Genomic DNA, 21798 nt, shown 5'->3' with positions numbered 1-21798 from the left:
TGAATCTCAAAATGCTTACTACTTTTGCGCTTGTTGTAGATGAAGGAAATGCCATTTAGACATCCTGAAAAAACAGGTTTTGGCATCGTTTTTGTCTTCAGCTTCAAAAATTTAATATCATTGCTATGAAACAATTCTTTACTCTTTTTATTTTATTAGTTCTCTCACAGTTGTCAACCGCGCAACAGAATACAAATCTGGTTTTCTTTTCGGAACAAGGGCAACAATTTTACATTGTATTAAATGGAGTTCAGCAAAACGTGAATCCTGAAACAAATGTGCGAGTTACGAATCTTATTCAACCGTATTACAAAGTAAAAGTGAAATTTACGGATGGAATGACACCAGATATTGATAAGACAATTAATTTTAATCCAGGAACTGAAACAACTTATACTATTCGAAATTCAAACAAAGGAGAAGTTGTTTTAAGATGGATGAGCGAGGTTCCTATTCAACAGGCTCCTCAACCAATGCCAAATCAACAAGTGATAATTTATCACAGTACTCCGCCGGTAACGACAGTCACTCAAACAACTGTAATTTCCAGTACAACAACCAATCCGTCTAATTCTGAGCAGATTAATATGGGAGTGAATGTGAATGATCCTATGAACGGTGGGACTAATATTAATATCAATGTGAATGGAACTGGAATGAATAACCAAACACAAAGTACTACAACTACCTATTCTACTACCACAACTACTTCAGGAAATGTAGGAACCGTGCAGCAATCACAATCTGCTTACGTGATGCCTGGTTATAACGGAAATGTTGGTTGTAACGGATATCCAATGAGTGAGACTCGTTTTAATGAAGTGGTTCAATCGATTAAATCCAAGAGTTTTGATGACTCTAAATTGACGATGGCAAAACAAGTGATCAATACCAACTGTATGACCAGCGGCCAGGTTAAGCGTTTGATGTTGTTGTTCAGTTTTGAAGATACGAGATTAGACCTTGCTAAGTATGCTTACGGTTATACTTACGATATCGGGAATTATTACCAGTTGAACGATGCATTTACATTTGAATCAAGTATTGATGAATTGAATGCATATACCAGTGGATTTAGAAGATAAGAATCACAGAGAAATAAATTTAAAAACCCCATTTGTCAGATGACAAATGGGGTTTTTCATGAATGATAACTTAGAGTTTTAAAATAGAAGATAAATACCCCATAGACCTATTCGATTGATTTTTCAAAAAAATTCGTACTCTAATATTCGTCGTTTTAGATCAATAATTACGGTTTTAAAATAAGTACTGATGGAGTATTTGTGAGCCATAAGCTTTGCGTTTCAACTGCTTTTCTCCAACTGTCGTGGCTAATCAGCATTAAATCTTGTTCGCTCATAAATTCTTTATCTAATCGCGGTTCTGTTTGCAATGAAATGTGATTTGGAGCAACTTGTTCAATCATACGAATAGATTCTTTCAATTCTGGATGAGTTTTCACTATACCCGACGAATCAATAATTGTTACACGTGCATTACTGTGATGAATCAATTTTTGTGCATAAACCAATAAGAAACTATCGTGGATTGAGAAAATAGGCAAGAAGACATTTTCTACTTTTTCTAAGTTTTTATCAATTACAATTCCAATGGGTAATTTGGCATTTTTGATTAATTGACGCGTTCTTTCATCAAAAACAGTGTTTTCAAATAGGGGTTCTTTCCCTGTAATGGTTTCGTATAAACGTTCTGGATTGATAAGTTTGGTTGTAAATCCTAAAATTCGACCGAGAAGAGACCCTTCAAAAACAGAACTTCCAATTCCGATTAAGAGTAAATCGAAATTTCCTGCATTCGAAGTGTCTGTAATTTCTTTGTCAATGTCTACTGTAGGTTTGAATAACGTAACAACAGGCATGTGCAATTTTTGCGATTCTTCCGAAATAGGAGCAAAACTGCTTCTTTCGTACTCTTCGGCGTTGAATTGATTCAAATCATTACTCAATGAAACATGTAATGCCGTAATATTGGCATTTTCGGGAGATTTTCGAATAAAACTATTGGCTAATCTCAGTAATGTTCGACCTCTTTCTGGACTTCCGAATGAAAGTAAAATTGAGTATTTTGTCGAAAGAACTGCTTTTCCGGCCTGTTGTTCAGCTGATTTCTTTTCAGGAACCAACCAATTGATTAAATCCAAAATAGGTCCAGTCATAAATGTTGTGATAAGTGCCATTAAAACAAGCATTGCAAAAATTTCATCGGATAAAACACCTAAATCATACCCAATATTTAAAACGATGAGTTCCATCAAACCGCGGGTGTTCATCAGTGCTCCTATAATCAAACTATCTCTCCAAGACTGTCCAACGAATTTGGCAGCAAGGGCAGACCCCAAGAATTTCCCAATTATTGCAACAGCGATTATAATGAAAGCGATTAACCATAAATGCCAATCATTCAATAAACCTATTTGAGTTCTTAGTCCAGTGAATACAAAGAATAATGGAAGCAACAATAGAACGGCTACATCTTCAATTTTTTCAATGAAAATAGTGCGGAAATTCATGTTTGCAGGCATAATAACTCCAGCCAAAAATGCCCCAAATAATGCATGAATTCCAATCACTTCAGTAGCAAATGATGAAATTAATAGGGTGATGAAGAAAATGGCAACCACTGGCTTACTCAAGCTTTCTTTGTTGGAATGTTTGTCTCCTAATCGTTTTAAGAATGGCTGAACAATTTTCAACATTAGAAATACGTACCCAATTGCCATGAAAATAATGTAGATGGCGCTTAAAACAGACCCGGCTTTCACAATTGCAATAACAGCAGCCAAAATACACCAAGCAGTAATATCGTCTGCTGCTGCACACGTAATCACAATGGAACCCAATTTGGTTTTACTCAAACCTCTTTCTTGAACTATTCGAGCCAAGACGGGAAAGGCTGTAATACTCATTGAAATTCCAATGAACAATGCGAAGGAAAGGAAGTTGATATTTGCAGGAGCGAATTCAGAGTAAATAAAATAAGCTAATCCGACACCTAGGGTAAAAGGGAAGATAATACTTGCATGACTGATTACAACCGCATCGTTTGCTTTGTTCTTCAATGTTTTTAGTTCCAATTCCATTCCAACAACAAACATGAAGAGAATCAAGCCAATTTGACTTAAAAATTTCAGATTGTCCATCGATTTATCAGGGAAAACAAAGTGCGAGAACTCTGGAAAGTACATTCCAATGAAAGAAGGCCCTAGAAAAATACCTGCTATGATTTCACCAATCACCGAAGGTTGCCCAATTTTTTTACAGAAAAAACCAAAAATGCGCGCTACAACAATAATGGTAACGATTTGCAACAAGAGAATCGCTAATGGATGGGTCAGGTTGTGATAATACGTTTCTGTGAATTGTTGCCAAGTAGATGCAGTAGCTACGGGTTTGAATGTTGTTACTTTTCCAGTTTCTAGCGATTTTCCGGAAAGGATAACCCCAAAAATCAATGCGGAAAATCCACCAATTGTAAGAATGTAAAATAAGAGATTTCTGAGATTACGCATAACATGAAATTTTAAGCAAAAGTAAGCGTGTAATTCAGGAAAGAAAACACTCTGTTTTAAGAATGTACTGAAACCCGTTTTTATTGTACCGACAGCAGATCAGTTGTGGCTGATCGCTGCGGTACAAGTACAGAAGATTATTGATTGAAAGCTTCAAGGAATGTCTTTCGATAATTTTCACTCAAACTAAATTCGATGTATTTCCCATCCTTCATTCGGATTTTACTCAAGACTACATCTCCTTGGTATCCTTGAATAAACTCTTTTGAAACCAATTCAGATTTGGAAATTCGAATGAATGAAATGGAGTCTAATTCTTGCAGCAATTGATCGAAGGATTTGTTTTTTACTACCAATTCATCTCCCTTTTCCAAGAGTAATAATTTGTCTCTTCGGTCATACGTATCTGTGGAAAAACGAACAATGGCAGAAAGTTGAATGGTGAATTTTCCTTTGTTGGTGTTTACAGTCCAAGTTGCCTGATTTTTTGATTGTTCTATGCGGATTCTCACTTTCTCAATAGCGCGTTCCAAGCGTTCTCGTTGAACTGGTTTTCTCAAATAATCAATCGCTTCAATATCAAATGCATCTGCAGCATATTCGTTGTGTGCAGTAGTGAAAATAATGGGTTTCGAATCGAGTTTTTCAGCAACTTGTAATCCGCTGAGATTGGGCATAACAATGTCTGAAATGCAAAAGTCGAATGAAAGATTGGGAACCTCCGATAAGAAAACGAGTGGATTGTCAAATGCTTTTACAACTTCTATATCCGAAATGCCTTCACAGAGCGTTCTCAGGTAGGAGAGGGCGAGTAATTCATCGTCCAACAAAACAACTCGAAGTAGCGGTTTATCCATTTAGTTTCAGTTTGAGACGCGCATGAAAAACGGGCGATTCGTTTTTTAAGGTTAATTCATAAGCATTGGGATACCCAATTTTCAACCGTTCTTCTAAGTTTTTGAGTCCCAAACCACTGCGTTCTTTTTTCATGGGAGTACTTTCCGAAATGCGATTGCTCACTTCCAACAAAAAGACGTCGTCCACAATCTCTAAATGAATCGAAATAAACGATTCGTTTTTTTGGAAATCGGTATGTTTGAAAGCATTTTCGATTAAATCGACAGTTATGAGTGGCAATATTTTCAGATTGCTGATCCGCTCGTCTTTCAAATTAATCGTGTTGCGGATCCGTAAGTCGAACAAAGGACTAAGCTTAAGCCGATTGATCTCAATAAAATTCGCTGCAAAATCCATTTCTTCCTGTAAACTTACAAGCGGTTGGTCACTTTCATACAAAATGTAATCCAATACTCCAGAAAGTTTATCCATTGAGTAATAGGTTTGATACGCATGTGATTGAATCGAATTTAAGGCGTTTTTAAACAAGTGTGGATTCAATTTGTAGCGAATCACACTCAATTCATTGGAATGTGCCAAAGCGTTCAATTCGTGATTTCTCGTTGAAAGATCTTTGTTGTTTTTTTGCGCCTCTTTTAATTTCAAAGACAGGATTCTGCAATAGACAATCAATGCCAATGCAACAACGGAAGTAGAAAAAAATGCAACTAGAATCATAATGATGTGTCGAAGATACAGTTTTTGGTGATTGAAACTGTCGTTTTAGCCGTTTGGCCTTCTACTGTTTATTTTTTCCAGAATTGCCAGCTCTTCTTAGTCCTTCTTGATTTCCACTTTTCAAATTCCTTGGTGATTTTAGTAGTGATTAAATCGTAATTCTCCCAAGTATTGGGGATTTCGTAAAGAGAATCGTATTTTCCTTTTAATAATTCGTCGTAATCGTACATGTACGTTCCCAAACGTTTATAATAACGGGTGGTAAATTCCAATCCTTCTTCATTTAAAAAATATTCCAGGAGTTTTTCATCACAATATTCAAATAGAAATTCCCTTCCAGTGATCTTTCTGGATTTCACCTTTTGAATTCCTTCAGCAGAATCTTCGAGAAATGTTTTTTCTAATAGATTGTTGTCAATAATCCAATTCAAGTACATTCCAATATGTGTTCCACCGTTTTCTTTTGGAAGACCTTTAGGGAAATCCCCGCCATAATGCCAATTGGCTTGATCAATCGATGCCATTTAGTTTGATTTAATGTGTTATTTTTTTTCTTTTGTCAATTTCAAATTCATCGCAATAATAGTTTTCTGAAACTCCTTCGTATTCCAATCCGTAATAAAAGTCTGAATACCACTCCTGAAAGCTTTTTGACAGATAAAGATTTTTGCTTTTTATCATGCAGAATAAAGAGTTTCCGCCCTTTTCGTACCCAGAGAAAAGGCACCCGAAGCAGCAACGCAAGTGTTTTTTGAGCGGAGTATATATTCTGTTGAGTTGTCGAAATATCTCCTCCAACCCCTGCCAATCTTCTTTTATATCGATATTTTCAGATTCATTGAAAAAATGGATTTCCTGACTCAATTCCGAGTAGTTAACTACAAAAGTGAATGAAGTTTCTTTGACTGCATCTTGTTCAATGGTAAAAATCGGGAGTTTAAATTCCAGCTCAAAATCGGTTATTTCGTCGAATTGAGTCAAGTCAAAATCGAATTTATTTCCAAATTGATCAAAAGATTCTTCCGAAATTTCCCAATGCTGGTTAAGTTTAATACTATTCTCCAACGTATATCCATCAATGTTCAGGGTAAGGGAGGACCTATCTTCAAATTCCAGTTTTGCATTTAATGGACCATTTTTAGTTCGGATAATAGCGTTTGGGTCTAGCAGCATGGGTGCATTTTTAAATCAACAGAGTTTATTTTCATCGCTTATTCAGCATCAAACAACTCGTCAATCATCGTTTGAATTTCTTCACCTCGTTCAAGTGGAACAAGGGCAATTGGGTTGCTATCGCTGTCCAGGGGGAATTGCACAATTGCAAAGTCGTATTCTTCTAAACGCTCTTCTGCGTCAAAAATGAGCTCAAACATACCATCTGCGTCTTCGGCATCTTCTTCAGAAAACAAATCAGTCTCTATTTTCCCTTTGGAAAGTAGCTTAAGGGCGTAGTTTAATTCGTCCGAATCTGCTTTCCAATCTAATTCATAGAGAAAATCTTTTTCATCTAATTTGTCTAATAGGTAACACACCGTTTGCTCTTTGTTTCCGGGAACACTGATTCCTCGGTTGCTGAAATATTCCTCCTGATGCTTGTTGAAAAAGTCGCTGGGATTGGTATCTGATTCTAGTAATTCACTTGCTAAATGCTTGCTGAAGGATTCATCATTTGTAAGAGCGATCAACAGATTGAAGTAGTTTTTTTCGGTATTCATCGATTCGAGATTTCTAATTTGATTTAACTGTTTGGTTGGATTTTAATGCAATTCATTGTTAACCATACTAATATAGATAAAAAAGAAATAAACGACGTTATTCTGCTAAGTAAATTGGGTTCATAGCAAGATAAGACGTCTATCCTTGCAGATAAATCGATTTAAACTATTCAAAGCCAATTTTCAATAGAATGTTAGATTAAACTATCTGGAGCAGATTTTTTAGCATCCATTTTGAGCTGATACTCTTTTCGGATTTTCTGTGCTTCAAGAATTTCAGAAAAGAAAGGTTCGGTTATTTTTTTGATTTCATCTTCAGAAATATCAAGTAGATGTGCATTGTGAACCAATTGGAACCAAGGTCTATATCCTTTAAAGTCATAATTTCCAAAAATGATTACAGGCGTGCCTTTTATGTAAACGGTCGTTTTATCAGCAAGCACCCATTGGTTTGCCCAAGTGTATAAATACTTGGCATCTTCTTCACGAAGTCTTAAACAAGAATGAGAGGAAGGATATCCGGGTAAATCGTATTGATGCCAACCGATTCCTTCTTTGTTCATGATGTTGAAATTCCAGCGTAATTCCCACTCGTCGTTAAAGGTACTGATTGTCTTTTTAGCTTTCCAATTGGTAGAGAAAAGTCCCCTTGGCGTCTGATCTCTCTCTCGTCCCATATTTGTAGGTCCTGTATACACCAATTCCCCTTTTTCGTATGCTCCGAAAGTCTGTGTAGGGTATGAAAAAAAGATGATTTTGTCAATTTCCTTTAATGAAGAAACTTTCAATGGAAATGGAAGGTAATATACCAAATCACCACTTAAATCGACTGGTAAAATGACAGAATCCATTTTTAAAAAATTCAAGCTATCGGTTCTATTTACTGCAAACACAATTGCTCGTTGTTCGGAGGTAATAGTAGAATCTTGCAACCAGTATTTTGCATCACTTATTTTATAAGCGATTGTTTTCGGTTGTTTCCATCTTTGCAAAGTGGTTTTATCATTCGTTTCATCCGATTTTTTATTCGGCTGACATGAAACGAGAAAAGCAGTAATACTAATAACAAGGCCCCAATTTTTCATAGTTGATCTCTCTTTGATCTAAATCTCAGGCAAATTGTTTTAAAAAGTGTTACATAATTATTGGAATAGTGAATTGTTTGGTTAAAAATGATTAATTGTTGGGTGATTGGATTCTTTCAAATCAAAAATTATTTTACTTATTTTCATTCCATGAAATAGATTTACTTTATTCTTTTTGTTCTTTGTCTGTAAAGTGTTCGTTTACATTCGCTGCCGAAATCAGTAAGAATGGAGGATAATAGTATTTTCTTTAAGAAAGGTGTTTATAAAGTGTTTTTCAATGATCCGATAGACCGACTTCATGAAGTCCAGTTGGAGCATCCAGGAGTTGTATTTGAACTTACTTTGTGCCAATTGGAATCGGAACCTCGCGATTTGTCAGCAAAGAGACGTAAAATTCTAATTAAATCATTTCATCAGGCAGGATTGGATATGAATCGGATAGTTTTCGATTCTAAAACAGTTTATGTGAAAAATTTCAAAGATCATCAGCTTTCTCTTGAAGCAAATGTATTGGATTCTGTAGGAGCTATTCTGGAAGGGAAAGTACTTTCGCTAGATTAGTCTAGTAACTTAATAGAATATTAACATTTGTTTTTTCAACATTCGCCAATCAATTTCTTTTTTTTCACTAATTTCGCACCCATAAATTTTATACTCAAGGACTATGTCATACTTGTTTACCTCAGAATCAGTTTCTGAAGGACACCCGGATAAAGTAGCGGATCAAATTTCAGATGCGCTAATTGATAACTTTATGGCTTTTGACCCAACGTCGAAAGTCGCTTGCGAAACCTTAGTAACGACTGGACAAGTTGTCTTAGCTGGTGAGGTAAAAACGAATACGTATTTAGATGTGCAATCAATTGCGCGCGAAGTGATTCGTAAAATTGGTTACACGAAGTCTGAATACATGTTTGAAGCGAATTCTTGTGGAATTCTTTCTGCTATTCACGACCAGTCTTCTGATATCAATCAAGGAGTTGATCGTAAAGTTTCGAATGATGATTTTGAAGCGAAAGCAGATGCTCAAGGAGCAGGAGACCAAGGAATGATGTTTGGCTATGCAACGAAAGAAACAGAGAATTACATGCCGTTAGCTTTGGATTTGGCACACAATATTCTACAAGAATTGTCTAAAATCCGTAATAACGAATCTCATATCATCGGTTATTTGCGTCCAGATGCAAAATCTCAGGTAACTATCGAGTATTCTGATGACAATGTTCCACAACGTATTGATTCAATCGTAGTTTCTACACAACACGATGATTTCGGAGCAGAAGCAGACATGTTGAAAAAGATTAAAGAGGATATTATCAGCATCGTTATTCCTCGTGTAAAGGCGAAGTTGAAACCAGAATTACAAGCTTTGTTCAATGATCAGATCACTTACCACATCAATCCAACAGGGAAATTCGTTATCGGAGGACCTCACGGAGATACAGGCTTGACAGGTCGTAAGATTATCGTTGATACATACGGTGGAAAAGGTGCTCACGGTGGTGGTGCATTCTCTGGGAAAGATCCTTCAAAAGTAGACCGTTCTGCAGCTTATGCAACACGCCACATCGCGAAAAATTTGGTAGCTGCTGGATTGTGTGATGAGGTATTGGTTCAAGTTTCTTACGCAATTGGTGTTGCGAAGCCATGTGGTTTGTTCATCAATACTTACGGAACTTCTAAATCAAACTTGACGGATGGAGAAATCGCTAAGAAATGTGCTGAAATCTTCGATATGCGCCCTTATGCAATTGAACAACGTTTGAAATTGAGAAACCCAATTTACTCTGAAACTGCAGCTTACGGACACATGGGACGTAAGAATGAAGTAGTAAAGAAAACATTTACTGCTCCAGATGGAACTCAAGTTGTGAGAGAAGTTGAATTGTTTACTTGGGAAAAATTAGATTTCGTAGATAAAGTAAAAACTGCTTTCGGATTGTAAGAAGTAGCTTATTAAAATAATATGAATCCTGACTCGGCTTTGGCTGATGTCAGGATTTTTTTTTTGAGATTGATAATTATAGATCATTGTCCAATAAAAATAAATTAGAATTATTAAAATGCTTTTTAATAGAGGTATTGCAGACGATTCTTTAATTTCGAGACTTATTATTCGTGAAAATGATTTTGGATGAAATTTTTGTCGGATAACAATGTTACTTTTTGTTTTTTCAGACATTCACCTAAAAAGTCTGATATGAAAAGTTTTATTCCAATCCTATGTATTCTAATAACTACGTTTACAGCAATTGGCAGAGATGTGGAAAGTATCTTGAGCCAAAGAGAAGTCTCTAAGAATGTTTACCGATTAAAGATTGGTCTTGTTCCTGCCATTGTATTGCCAATGAGTTATGGAAATCACCAGCTTATTTCTGAATCTGACAAAGCGAAAATCCGGGAATCGAATGTGTTGAGTATCGATTTGGTGTATACGGATTTTCCGAAAGGACAGGATTTAACGAATTTGAACAGAATGCGTTTGCGAGAACTTTCGAAGCTTCGCAAAGAATTGATCAATGATGAACGTATTCCTTGGACAATCATCAAGCAAACAGGCTGTGAGAATGAAGAAGAGGCCCGAGTCTTGTTTCATGGTATTGTAATTCATTACAGAATAAAACAATCGGAAGCTGTTTCTGAAGCAGATCGTTCTTATTTTGGTGGATTGCCTAAAACAGGAGCTGAATTGAACAAGTTAGTATCAAAAGCTAGTCCGTATGGAATTAGTCTGAAAGATTCTACGGTGATTCAAATTTTGGAACGAAATAAGAATTGGAAAGACATGTTGGTTGTTGCGGATTTGACAGGAAGTATGTCTCCATATTCTGCTCAGTTGCTCGTTTGGTTTCAACTAAGAATGAAAGATGATCGTGTAAAGAAAGTAGTGTTTTTTAATGATGGAGATTTAACTCCTGATTCTAAAAAGCGCGTTGGAGAGATTGGTGGGATTTATCTTTCAAAATCTACAAAATACGAAGATGTTTTAGCCGCTGCTGAAAAAACGATTCGAGGCGGAGGAGGTGGAGATGGTCCAGAAAATAATTGTGAGGCAATTTTGAAAGGTTTGGAAGTCTTCCCAACGGCGAAAGAAGTTATTTTGGTAGCAGACAATTTTGCACCGATTAAAGACCGAGTTTTAGTTTCAAAAATTTCAGTACCTGTTCGGATTATCTTGTGCGGAACAGAGTTCGGTTATGTGAATACAGAATATTTAGATTTGGCAAGACGCACTGGTGGTTCGGTACATACGATGGAAACGGATTTGATTGATTTAGCGAAGAAAAATGAAGGAGATGTTGTGAGAATAGGAAAGCATTCCTATCGATTGATTAATGGAACTTTTGTTTTGGAGAAAAAAGCATAAAGAAACCAAAGAGCTTGTTACTTTTTGAGTAGGAATCATTATAAGAACAAGAGTCGGAAATACTCGAGTTAATAAGGGTAGTTTGGTGAAATCACATTCGTTATGCGGATGTGATTTTTTGTTGGAGTCAATAAATATCGAATTTCCAATTTGCCAATTCGCCAATTCGCAATATTACGAACCGACAGTCTTCATGGGTTTTTCAAAGCATTTTTACAACATTTTCGAAGCCTGAACTAGTTTCAATTCCCCATAAGTCACCTTGTCTCCCAATTCATCTTTAATTGCCCCCAAGCTTTTTCCTTCGGCTTCTTCTAAATAGGTTTCAATTTCACTGATTCGCTTTGGATCTAAAACGGCTGAGATGTCTATTTTTTCCTCCTGAATGAGTTTTGCAAAATGGCCTTCGATAGTGGATAAACCTAGTTGACGTTCATTGGCAATTTCTTCCATCGTTTTTCCTTCTTCGAATAATTCAAAGGTGATTTCGTACGTATTTTTCTTAACTACTTTTTCCTCCTTGATTTTCTTGGGTTTCACCAGTTCAATCACATCTACAAAATCTTCTTCCAGCATTTCATCCATCATCGAGCGATTTGCACGTAACTCTTGCTGAATACTGTGGCCTTTTGCGATCACATAGTTGGTTATTTCAGCTGATTTAACAGTCTCTTTGGTGAACGGTTTTCCATTTAAAATTGCTTCCATCAATAAACGAACTTTCATCAAGCGATGAACAACAGCGATTACTTCTTGTTCCACTTCTTCGAGTTCTTCCGAATAAGACTTCGTTTTTTTGATTTTAGCCAATTCGTAACGCCTTTTCATGATGGAGTAGACTTGTGCGTCCAATGGTTTGAAAAAGTACTGATAAGCAGCTTGAACGCGATCGTGAATGAATTCCCATTCTGGTTTTTCTTTTGAAAAAAGATTGGTTATCTGATTTTGAAATTTTCGAGCAGCATCAAACGTAGATTGAACTGTTTGCATCTGTGTGGCTACCCAAGAATGGTCTTTCCCTTTTTCCGTTTTTGGGCCTTGATTCTTAAATCCAATTTCAAACGTTGCCCATTTGGTGGTGTAATCATACCAATCGAAAGCTTGCTGTAAACTGGTGTAAACAAAACGTGCAGTTTCTTGATCCAGATACAACTGCATGCGCTCTTCTGGGGCTTTATTCGAAGCGTAGGAAACAACTTGTTTATCGTTTACCAATCCATTCATTGAAAGTGGCTTCAAAAGAACCAATCCATTAAGACTTCGCAAGCGTGATAACGCCACGTAAGCTTGTCCTGGAGCAAACACATTCGATATATCCAATACCGCTTTTTCAAAGGTTAAGCCTTGACTTTTGTGAATGGTTATTGCCCAAGCAAGTTTGATGGGGTAGTGAACAAAGGTTCCAAGGGTTTCTTCTTCAATTTCTCCTTTTTGCTCGTTTAAACTGTATTTAATATTGGTCCATTCGTACTTATCAACTGTGATACTGCGCTTTTCCTCTTTGAAAAAAACCTCAATTTCACTACTCGAAAGTGATTGAATAACTCCCATTTTTCCGTTGTAGAAGTTTTTCTCAAAAGAAATGTCATTTTTGATAAACATAATTTGAGCACCAACTTTCAGTTCGGTTTCCTTTTCCAAAGGGAATAAATGAGGTGGGAAATCACCCTTTATTTCTGCTGAATAAGTAATTGATTTTTCCTTCAACGAATTCAATGCAGTAGCATTCATCTGGTCTGCTTTGGAATTGTGTGTTGTCAAAGTAATGTATCCATCTTCTTTGGTTGAATCAAAAGCTGGATTTACATAATTTTGAAGCAATTCTTGATCGGCGTGGGTTACTTGATTGTTCCGTAAGTTATTTAATAAATCAATGAAAAGTTGATCGTCTTGTCGGAAAATTTTATCTAATTCAATGTAAACGGGAGCTTGTTCTTGCAATACCTGTGCATTGAAAAAGAAAATTCCATGGTAATATTTTTGTAAAACAGACCATTCTTCTGGTTTGATCACTGGCGGAAGTTGTAACAAATCGCCTATGAAAAGCACTTGTAATCCACCAAAAGGACTATTGTTTTTGCGTACATTTCGCAATGTCCAATCAATGGCATCCAATAAATCTGCCCGTAGCATAGAAACTTCGTCAATAATCAACAATTCTACATTTCGAATTAAATTTTGACGTGTTTTATTGAAGTGAAAATGACGTTTCAACGTTTCTTTCGACTCAAATTTGGTGTTTCCTTGAACTAATCCTTCAGAAATGAAATCAGGGATAAAAGAACTAAATGGAAGTTGAAAAAAGGAGTGAATGGTAACTCCTCCCGCATTTAGTGCTGCAATTCCTGTTGGGGCAACGATTACCGTGTTTTTATGTGTGGTTTCAACAATCTTACGTAGCAAAGTGGTTTTACCCGTTCCTGCTTTACCCGTTAAGAAAACCGGACTATTTGTTTGATTGATGAAGCGCTCTGTGAACTCAGCTGGATTGCTTATTGTTGTACTATTTTTCATGACTTACTTGAAGTTAAGCAAAAAGATGGCTTTCCACAAGTGATTTTGGAAAAAAACAACCTATTCTTTCAGAACTTGCTTGTAAAGATAATGGATACTATTGTCTAAGTAATGTTTGTAGATATAATAAGCATGATTATCTCGAATTTGAATCCGAAGTGGATAAATGTGCTTCTCCAGATTTGTCAATTGAACTACTTTTCCTGTAGATGGATCAATCTGTCTGAGAGTTACCAGTCCATCATTTTCGTATTTCGCATACAGTTTTGTTTTTTCTTCATTGAGATAAAGAGTGTTTTTCCAGTTTTCAAAATAATGATAGCTAATTTGAAACGTACGAATTAGTTTACCTGAAATAGAAAAAACAAATGCGCTGTCCTTGAAATGATCGAAAATAAAAATGGAGTCTTTGATTTCAAATATTGGTGCATACAAAGGTTTTGAAAGTATTTGAGCATAGAGTTGTTGGTTGTTCCATTTTCTACGATATACTTTTAATTCTTCAACGTCTTGTATGGTCATTTTATTTGGAGTCCCTTCTGAATTTTGAGCTACAATATCATTTTCTTTGGCATACTCATTGAGGCTTCTGACTTGTTTAAAATCTGTTGTTTGATATAATCTTGTGGGGTTTTTAGTGATTCGATTAATTCGGGTGTAAACCAACCTTTGATTATGTGATTCCATTGTTTTTACAATAAAAAGATTCTTGCTGAAAATTTCACAGGGACTCAAAATTCGCATAGCTTCCTCCACGGTAACTCCAGGAAACATTCCTATCGAATTACCAATGAATTTTAATTCGAAAATGCTATCGGCATAAACTAAATAAAAACTACCCATACAGTCTTCAAATAAATTCAGTGGGTTATTTTTGATTGGAACATCTACTACTTTTGAGCCTTCTGAATCTAGTCGTCTCAGATAGTAGTTCTGATTTTCTTTACAGGCGAATAGCATCTCTTCTCCTATGAGCAAATAATCAATGATGTGCGTATTCTTCTTTTGATATGCCCAAACAATTTGTGAACTGTTTACTGTTACTTCTTCCAGTTCTGTTACTTTATTTTTCAAAACAATAGTTAGAAACAAGGTGTCGGAAGTATGAATTGGAGCCCGAACAACTTCTTGATGATTTTTGTATAAAGAATGTTTAATCGTTAGTTGAGCAGGAAGTGAGTTGGAGTTTATTCTGATCGTAAAAACACCTTTAGAATTAGATCGAGCATTTTGTTGACCAAGTTGAATACTAGCTTCAGAAACAAGTACGTTTTGCTCATTGGTAATTTTTCCAATAATAGTTGTCTCCTGTCCAAAAGTGAATAGAGCAATGGAATTCAAAAATACCGAAACGAAAGCGAGCCTCAAAGCCGTTTTCAATTGATAGATGTAGTTCATTGAAGTTGAATATAAACAAAAAACAGGTTCATTTCCAACTGTTTGATTAAAGTGCTGGTTTGATTGATTTTAAAGAATGTTCAAATGTTCAAATGTTCAAATGTTCAAATGTTCAAAATTGATTTTAAATTCGTTGAACACCTAAAATGAAATTTTAGAAATACGCCACATATCCAAAATGAACTTTCGAATCTCGGAATAAAATGGGATTGGAGAATTGATGACCAAGTGCATAGGTGAGAGAAAATATTCCAATATTGGTTCCAAAGCATAAACCAGCTCCAAACCCTTTGGGAGAATCATTCACGTAATTTTGAACATTGCTTTCGTACCAACTTTGATCATAGAAAGCAAATAAGTAGGAATTCTGATCTAAAATGAAACGTGGTTCAATGGTAAAAGTAGCTCGATAAGTGCTGAGTAATTCGTCTTCCAAAAAGCCTCTTTGCGAGAGGTTTCCTCCAAAGCGTAAGAGTTCGTTTTGTTGGATATTATTGGTGTAAAACGTTTCACTAATGATTCCCGCTTTTATCACAAATCGTTTACCCAAGGATTGGTAATATTCAAATTGAAGTTTGCCGCCATAAAGTAGATAACTGCTGCGAATGGTGTCTTTCTGAAGTGTTCTTTTTCCAATATTTGCTTCAAAATAGAGAACAAATCCTTTTCGTGGATTTGGCAAATAGTCAACCGTTTGATTGCGAAAAGAAAGTCCGTAAGAATTACTTTTTGTAGTACCATATAAACCAGTGGTTGCTGCTCCCAATAAATTGGATTGTTGATTTTTATAGAATGCGGTTAGTGTTTTTCCACCAGAAACAAAATAAGTAACACCAGCGGTTGTTTTGAGTTCCAAAAATGTGGAGTCTCGCTTGAACAATGAAAACTGTCCGTCTAAACCAAAGGGAGTGTTGAATAAGAATGGATATGCTGCCTGAATCTTCAATTGTTGTGTTCCAGGTTGAATGGAGCGCCAATTAAGATCGAATAATTCTCCGTGTTTGAATGCGTTTTGTAACTTCAAGCGAATGTCACCAGTTATTTGATATTTCAGTTTTATTGGATCTTGCTGTAAACCAATTGTTCCATTAAACAAGGAAACTGGTTTTGTTTCAATGTAGAGATACAAATTTGCTCCTTCGGGGGTAAATAAAATCTCAGCGGGTTTGGTTTGTTTTACGAAAGTCAATTGGGTAAGTCTAGTCGTAATTAAATCGACTTGTTCTTGATTGTACCAGTCTCCACTTTCAATGTGTAGGAAATTTTCCAGGTATTTAGCGGATAATTTGACTTTAGTTCCCTTTACAACCAATTCATTCCATTTCACTCGTGAGTTTGTGGTGATGAGCAAATCGGCATAAAGCGTTTCTTTCTCCACTCTTAAATCTTCAAAAGATAGTTTTGCAAATGGGTAACCAGCAATTTCAAATTGATGGAGAATACGTTCTAAATTTCGGGTTATTTCTGCTGGATTTGGATCCAACGTTTCAATGGTTCGCGGACTGATTCCGATTTCACGTAATGCACGTTTACTTTTGTCGCTTATTTCCAGAATTAATTTTTTATAAGGTAACCCGAGGGTGAAATGAGCTTCTTTATGAAGGCTGTCGGTAGAGGTTATCGAATCGATTCCAAATGTTAAATATCCTTTTTTATAAGCTAAAAATTGGATTTCTTTTAACTGATTGTTGAGTGAAATTGAATCTGAAAATAGGAACTCTTTTTTTTTGCTAATTTTTTTGAACGCTGGATCTGAAAAATAAATTGTTTTTTGAGAATAAATTGAAGGAGACACCAAAAATAAGAGAAGGAATAAAATTCCAATCCACCATTTTCCCTCAATAAACCTTGTGAAATGCTTCAAATTCAATTATTTCCTGTGACAAATGTCAAGAATATTCTTTTATATAACGATGAAAGTAGTAAGTTTGTATAGAAGTTACAATTAGTATTCACCTTTAAAATTATAATCATGAAAAAATTACTTGGAATTCTAGCAGTTGCATTATTTGTTGTTTTGGCAAGCGCTTCTTGCAAATCAGGTGCGCATTGTGAGGCTTATAGTTCAATGAATGACCAAAATCAAACGACAGAGACGGTTAATCGCTAATTGTTAACAAACTGGTTGTTGAGGTTTCGTTTTAAAAGCTACATTTTCCAAAGTTCTCGTTAAAATAAAACATCTATTTTCAATTATTTCACAATTAATGAACATTGTGAACGAGCGGATGTGGATAATATTATATGTGAACTTCGGTTAAAAGTGATAGATTTGTAGTCATACAACAACAAACGAACTATAAAAACAAACAACAACTATGAAGAAATTTTTCACCTACGCAGCAATGGTTGCACTATTGGCAGTAGTTTTAGCAGCTTGCGGATCATCTCAAGGACATTGTGATGCATATGGAAGTGTTGACAATACAGAAAACGCTGATTTAGCATCGAAATAACAAAACAAACCAAAAGTCTCTTCCCACAGAGGCTTTTTTTATGTTTAGAGGTTTTTAGTGCGTAGTACAAAGTTTTGACCGAGATACACCTTTCTCACCTGTTCATCAGATGCCAATTCTTCGGCCGTTCCTGATTTTAAAATACTTCCTTCGAACAACAAATAAGCTCTATCAGTAATTGAAAGTGTTTCTTGTACGTTGTGGTCAGTGATTAAGATTCCAATATTTCGTTTTCTTAAATCAGACACAATACTTTGAATGTCTTCTACGGCAATTGGGTCAACTCCAGCAAAAGGTTCGTCTAACAATACAAATTTTGGATTAGTTGCCAAAGCTCGGGCAATTTCGGTTCTTCTTTTTTCTCCACCAGAAAGTCTGTTTCCTAAGTTTTTTCGAACTTTCGTTAAACTAAACTCTTCAAGGAGTTGTTCCATCTTTTCAACCCGTTCTACTTTCGAAAGATTCGTCAATTCCAAAATGCTTAGAATATTGTCTTCAACCGTTAGTTTTCGAAACACGGAAACTTCTTGTGGAAGATATCCAATTCCGAGTTGAGAACGTTTGTACATGGGATAATGTGTGATTTCAAGATCGTCTAAAAATACTTTTCCTTCATCTGGTTTTACCAAACCAACCATCATGTAGAATGAAGTCGTTTTTCCAGCGCCATTAGGTCCCAATAAACCAACGATTTCGCCTTGACTTACTTCAATGCTTACGCCTTTTACGACATTGCGACCTTTATAGGTCTTCTTGATATCATGTGTATGTAGTTTCACCTTACGAAATTACAATAATTAGAATATAAATGACCACCTTGCTCGAATTCCAAGTGGTGGAATGCCTTTATCGAGATGGGTGACTCTCCAAACTAAATCAACTCTTCCCAATTTTAAAATGTTTTCTATTCCGATAGATGCTTCAACATAAGGGGTGTCCCCAAATTTCTTCGTGAAAGAGGGTACAAGCATTGCCTCATTGTGCCTTGTGCTAATTGCTCCGTATGTAATTCGCGCGCCAGTAACCAAGCGTAATTTTAATTTTTTAATAAGTGGGATGCGGTCGAAAAATAATCCTTGCCAATGTTGTTCTATAAATCCACCAACATATCTGTCTGAAATAAATTCAAAGAAAGACATTCGATTGAAGGAAGTAGTCGATAACCAATAGGATTGACTTCCTTCATGAACCTTTAAAAACGGATAAGCAACTGTTCCGAAGATTGCACCGCAATTCACTCCGTATTTTATTCTCCCAAGAACTCCAATGTTTCTGCTGTGCTCCATGGCGAATTCCACTTTTTGATAAGTGTAATCACTGCCAAAAATTCCTTTTATTCCGAAAATTCCTTGAATGGATAAAATTGGAAATTTGGAAGGTAAGGTTGTTCTGTCAAAGTTTCCGTAGATAAACTCTTCGTCTTTACACCACCGAAGTCGCAAGGTGATTTCTGAACTTTGAATTTTACGAATCGTATCAATTCCTCCAAGATCATTTCGTCTTTGGTATGTTGCAAGTCCGAGTGCGGTATATTCTTTCCACTCAACTCCCGTAAAAAGCACGAAATCTTTTCCGAAATCTTTTTCTAGGTTAATTCCTGCTTTATCGACAAAGGTTAATTTGTCCAAAGGCCCCGTGCGCAATAAAGAGCCAAATGTTGACCCTACAGCTGCTGCAGTTGGAGAAATGCCAATTTGCTCAATGTCTCGATTTCCATAAATGATTAAGAGTCCTCGTTTTTTTGGCGTTATGTTGATTCGCGTGGTGAGCCCGTATTTAAAGCGTTCATCTCCAAATCCATAGAATAATCGACCTCCAAATTCAATGCGTTTTGAAAATGCATTTGAAGTTCTCAAAGAAATTCCCATGCGGAATTTTTCTACTGGATTATAAGAGAATAAGGTGTAAATGGAACCCAATTCTATTTTTCCCAACTGATAATATCCGGTTGCTAACATGTATGTAGCGTTCTTTAAAAATTTAAAAAACGGATCCTTATTCAAGGAGTCAACCATTTGATCAATTCCATTTTCCTGATTGTTTAAGGGTACATGTCGGTGAGCTTCCCAATATTTAGGGTCTCTAATTTTAGCACTGTCTGCAAATTCAACGGTATAATCACTTTTGTAATAATCTTCTGGTCGCTCCTTATTGATTACAAAATTCTTTCTGGTAGAATGTTTCCGTCCATAAAAACCATACAATTTCGTCCCTTTGGTTACCTTCATATCCAAAATCATTTTCTCTTCTGTAAGCATCCAAACTTCAGGGATTACTTGGCTAAAATGATGCTCCAAATAAAGATCCTGCACATAATTTATATTTGCCCATGGAGAAATATTTGCTTTAAATGTTTTGATGGCGTAGGTTGTGTCATTAATCCACATTTCGCCTTCAAAAGTCATATCACCAGTTCGTTTAGGGGTAAAACGCAATTTATAACACCAGTCATTATCGATAAACATACTATCTTCTAGGTAGAATTTGTAGTAGCTTCGAGCGAAATTTGCAGCTGGACTGATAAAGGATTTTTGAAAGATATTCAGGTAATTATCGTAGATATTGAAATCCAGATACATCTCACCCAAAAATTGATTGAGTTGCAAGTTTTCAACTCCAGAAATTCGAGTTGCAGATACTAATTCACGTTTCTTTTTTGGATTGTTCTTAAAGCTGAATTGAGAAATGTTTTCGGATAATAATACGGGAAGATACGTTTTGTCAGCATCCACAGAATCCAAATAATTCATGACTACATCTAGTCTTTTTACAATGTCTCGGTCTTTGAATTTATCGCCAATATTGTTAAGATCGAGTTGAATTTTGTTGTACAATTCATACTCGTATGATTTTAATTTTTCTTTATTATTAATGTCTTTATGAGCAACCACCTTTTTGTGTAAAGTAGTCGAAGGAAATTCATCGGGTGGCTTGATCGTTACTTCAGTAATATCTGAAATTGCTTCTGTTAATTGAATGTCAATTGTTTGTTCAAAATCTTTCTTTACGGCTTTTGTGACCAGTCTGAATTCGGGCATGAAGTAGGTGACGCTATCCGTGGCATAATAACTTTGCAACACATAGAACCCAAGACTATCTGTTAACGTTCCAATCTTGGAACCTTGAAACTGTACTCTAACACCAGGCATTCCTTCTCCACTTGTGGCCTCCAGAACACGACCAGAAACTTTTGTCTGTTGTGAGAAGACAAAGCTTTGAGTCAGGCAGAGTAGAAATAGAATTCTTAGTTTGAACATAGCTGGTATAAAACTAAGAAAAAGGTTTACAAATGCAATGTATTTTACAAAGGCTTATTCGTTATTTAATCGCGTTTTTTCAACACGTTTTACAACGAAAATTCCGATTTCATAAAGTAGTAAGATCGGAATACTTACAATTACTTGTGAAATGATATCTGGAGGTGTTATAATGGCGGCTAAAATTAGAACTGCTACAATGGCATGTTTTCTGTATTTTTTTAAAAATTCAGAAGAAACGAGTCCAATTTTTCCAAGTAAATAAGATACAATTGGAAGTAAAAAGAATAGTCCCGTGTAGAAAACCGTAGAAAGTATGGTGCTCATGAATGAGTTGAGCATGAAGTTGTTCTCAATGGAAGAGGAGAGAGTGAAACTACCAAAGAACTGGATACTCATAGGTGCAACCACAAAATAGCCAAACAAAATTCCTGTAAAAAAAAGTAGACTGACATAAAAGACGATGCCCTTCACCATTGATTTTTCATTTTGCTTCAGTCCGGGTTTTACAAATGCCCATAATTGATAGAAAATATAAGGGAACGCAACTACAATTGCACCAAGGAAACTCATCCAAATGGCATATCCAAATTGACCTCCTACTGCAGTTGATTGAATGTCAATCTGAATATCTTCTACGCAAATACCTAAATAATTGCAAAACCATTTGTAGGTAATGAAATTTGGACTCTTCATAGAAAGGAAAATATTGTCCATAATCCATTCTTTAAACCACCAGATTGCTATAGCTAAAACAAAAATTGCAATTGCACATCTAACAAGCCTCCATCTCAATTCTTCGAGATGCTGTAAGAATGACATGTTGTTTTCCTCTTCCATATGTGGTGCAAAGGTAATAATTCAATAAAATTTAGAGTAATAGAAATGTTAATAGT

At 35.8% G+C, this 21798-nt stretch carries 19 protein-coding genes; 6 read left to right on the top strand and 13 right to left on the bottom strand.

What is annotated here, in order from left to right:
- Positions 1 to 125: 125 nt before the first annotated feature.
- Complete coding sequence (locus FLUTA_RS04345) at positions 126 to 1085, top strand: proline and serine-rich protein 1 family protein (protein WP_013685639.1); 960 nt, start codon at positions 126 to 128, stop codon at positions 1083 to 1085.
- Positions 1086 to 1252: 167 nt separating this feature from the next.
- Here the strand turns inward: FLUTA_RS04345 and FLUTA_RS04340 are convergent, their stop codons facing one another.
- The 7 genes from FLUTA_RS04340 to FLUTA_RS04310 form a co-directional block, all read right to left on the bottom strand.
- The gene (locus FLUTA_RS04340) at positions 1253 to 3532 is read right to left on the bottom strand and encodes a cation:proton antiporter (RefSeq protein ID WP_013685638.1); all 2280 of its coding nucleotides are present in this window, start codon (positions 3530 to 3532) and stop codon (positions 1253 to 1255) included.
- A gap of 137 nt (positions 3533 to 3669) precedes the next feature.
- The gene (locus tag FLUTA_RS04335) at positions 3670 to 4389 is read right to left on the bottom strand and encodes a LytR/AlgR family response regulator transcription factor (RefSeq protein WP_013685637.1); all 720 of its coding nucleotides are present in this window, start codon (positions 4387 to 4389) and stop codon (positions 3670 to 3672) included.
- Positions 4382 to 5107, bottom strand: coding sequence for a sensor histidine kinase (locus tag FLUTA_RS04330; protein WP_013685636.1), 726 nt, complete (start codon positions 5105 to 5107; stop codon positions 4382 to 4384). Before FLUTA_RS04330 ends, FLUTA_RS04335 begins: the two co-directional genes overlap by 8 nt.
- Before the next feature lie 68 nt (positions 5108 to 5175).
- The gene (locus tag FLUTA_RS04325) at positions 5176 to 5631 is read right to left on the bottom strand and encodes a DUF7832 domain-containing protein (protein WP_013685635.1); all 456 of its coding nucleotides are present in this window, start codon (positions 5629 to 5631) and stop codon (positions 5176 to 5178) included.
- Positions 5632 to 5641: 10 nt separating this feature from the next.
- A complete protein-coding gene (locus FLUTA_RS04320; RefSeq protein ID WP_013685634.1) occupies positions 5642 to 6280 on the bottom strand; it encodes a hypothetical protein in 639 nt (212 codons plus the stop codon).
- 38 nt (positions 6281 to 6318) lie between these two features.
- Positions 6319 to 6822, bottom strand: a complete 504-nt coding sequence (locus FLUTA_RS04315) for a DUF6630 family protein (protein WP_013685633.1) — start codon at positions 6820 to 6822, stop codon at positions 6319 to 6321.
- A 194-nt stretch (positions 6823 to 7016) separates the two neighbouring features.
- Positions 7017 to 7907 (bottom strand): L,D-transpeptidase, encoded by an 891-nt coding sequence (locus FLUTA_RS04310; RefSeq protein WP_013685632.1) that lies wholly within the window; start codon positions 7905 to 7907, stop codon positions 7017 to 7019.
- Between the two features lie 228 nt (positions 7908 to 8135).
- Between FLUTA_RS04310 and FLUTA_RS04305 the strand changes: the two genes are divergently transcribed.
- The 3 genes from FLUTA_RS04305 to FLUTA_RS04295 all read left to right on the top strand — a co-directional run bounded on the left by FLUTA_RS04305 (position 8136) and on the right by FLUTA_RS04295 (position 11277).
- Positions 8136 to 8471: a hypothetical protein gene (locus FLUTA_RS04305; protein WP_013685631.1), complete on the top strand. Its 336-nt coding sequence runs from the start codon at positions 8136 to 8138 to the stop codon at positions 8469 to 8471.
- 103 nt (positions 8472 to 8574) lie between these two features.
- A complete protein-coding gene (metK, locus tag FLUTA_RS04300) occupies positions 8575 to 9855 on the top strand; it encodes a methionine adenosyltransferase (protein WP_013685630.1) in 1281 nt (426 codons plus the stop codon).
- Positions 9856 to 10110: 255 nt separating this feature from the next.
- On the top strand, positions 10111 to 11277 hold the full coding sequence (locus FLUTA_RS04295) for a hypothetical protein (protein ID WP_013685629.1): 1167 nt from the start codon (positions 10111 to 10113) through the stop codon (positions 11275 to 11277).
- Positions 11278 to 11490: 213 nt separating this feature from the next.
- Here FLUTA_RS04295 and FLUTA_RS04290 read toward each other — a convergent pair whose 3' ends face one another.
- The 3 genes from FLUTA_RS04290 to FLUTA_RS04280 form a co-directional block, all read right to left on the bottom strand.
- Entirely contained in the window at positions 11491 to 13791 is a 2301-nt protein-coding gene (locus FLUTA_RS04290) for a helix-turn-helix domain-containing protein (protein ID WP_013685628.1), read from the bottom strand.
- Positions 13792 to 13851: 60 nt separating this feature from the next.
- Positions 13852 to 15189: a hypothetical protein gene (locus FLUTA_RS04285; protein WP_013685627.1), complete on the bottom strand. Its 1338-nt coding sequence runs from the start codon at positions 15187 to 15189 to the stop codon at positions 13852 to 13854.
- A gap of 154 nt (positions 15190 to 15343) precedes the next feature.
- Positions 15344 to 17053: a BamA/TamA family outer membrane protein gene (locus FLUTA_RS04280; RefSeq protein ID WP_013685626.1), complete on the bottom strand. Its 1710-nt coding sequence runs from the start codon at positions 17051 to 17053 to the stop codon at positions 15344 to 15346.
- A gap of 108 nt (positions 17054 to 17161) precedes the next feature.
- Between FLUTA_RS04280 and FLUTA_RS21535 the strand changes: the two genes are divergently transcribed.
- Positions 17162 to 17299 (top strand): hypothetical protein, encoded by a 138-nt coding sequence (locus FLUTA_RS21535; RefSeq protein WP_013685625.1) that lies wholly within the window; start codon positions 17162 to 17164, stop codon positions 17297 to 17299.
- 208 nt (positions 17300 to 17507) lie between these two features.
- Positions 17508 to 17645: a hypothetical protein gene (locus tag FLUTA_RS21530; RefSeq protein WP_013685624.1), complete on the top strand. Its 138-nt coding sequence runs from the start codon at positions 17508 to 17510 to the stop codon at positions 17643 to 17645.
- Positions 17646 to 17689: 44 nt separating this feature from the next.
- On the opposite strand, the gene lptB is transcribed toward FLUTA_RS21530, so the two are convergent.
- Genes lptB through tatC form a run of 3 tightly spaced genes read right to left on the bottom strand, consistent with a single transcriptional unit; the run spans position 17690 to position 21742 of the window.
- Positions 17690 to 18424 (bottom strand): LPS export ABC transporter ATP-binding protein, encoded by a 735-nt coding sequence (lptB, locus tag FLUTA_RS04275; protein ID WP_013685623.1) that lies wholly within the window; start codon positions 18422 to 18424, stop codon positions 17690 to 17692.
- A gap of 18 nt (positions 18425 to 18442) precedes the next feature.
- Positions 18443 to 20902, bottom strand: coding sequence for a DUF5686 family protein (locus tag FLUTA_RS04270; RefSeq protein WP_013685622.1), 2460 nt, complete (start codon positions 20900 to 20902; stop codon positions 18443 to 18445).
- Positions 20903 to 20956: 54 nt separating this feature from the next.
- Complete coding sequence (gene tatC, locus FLUTA_RS04265; RefSeq protein ID WP_013685621.1) at positions 20957 to 21742, bottom strand: twin-arginine translocase subunit TatC; 786 nt, start codon at positions 21740 to 21742, stop codon at positions 20957 to 20959.
- Positions 21743 to 21798 lie beyond the last annotated feature (56 nt).

Origin of the sequence: Fluviicola taffensis DSM 16823, from assembly GCF_000194605.1 — a bacterium.
Taxonomy (GTDB): domain Bacteria; phylum Bacteroidota; class Bacteroidia; order Flavobacteriales_D; family Crocinitomicaceae; genus Fluviicola; species Fluviicola taffensis.
This window is presented reverse-complemented; position numbering and strand designations above follow the sequence as displayed.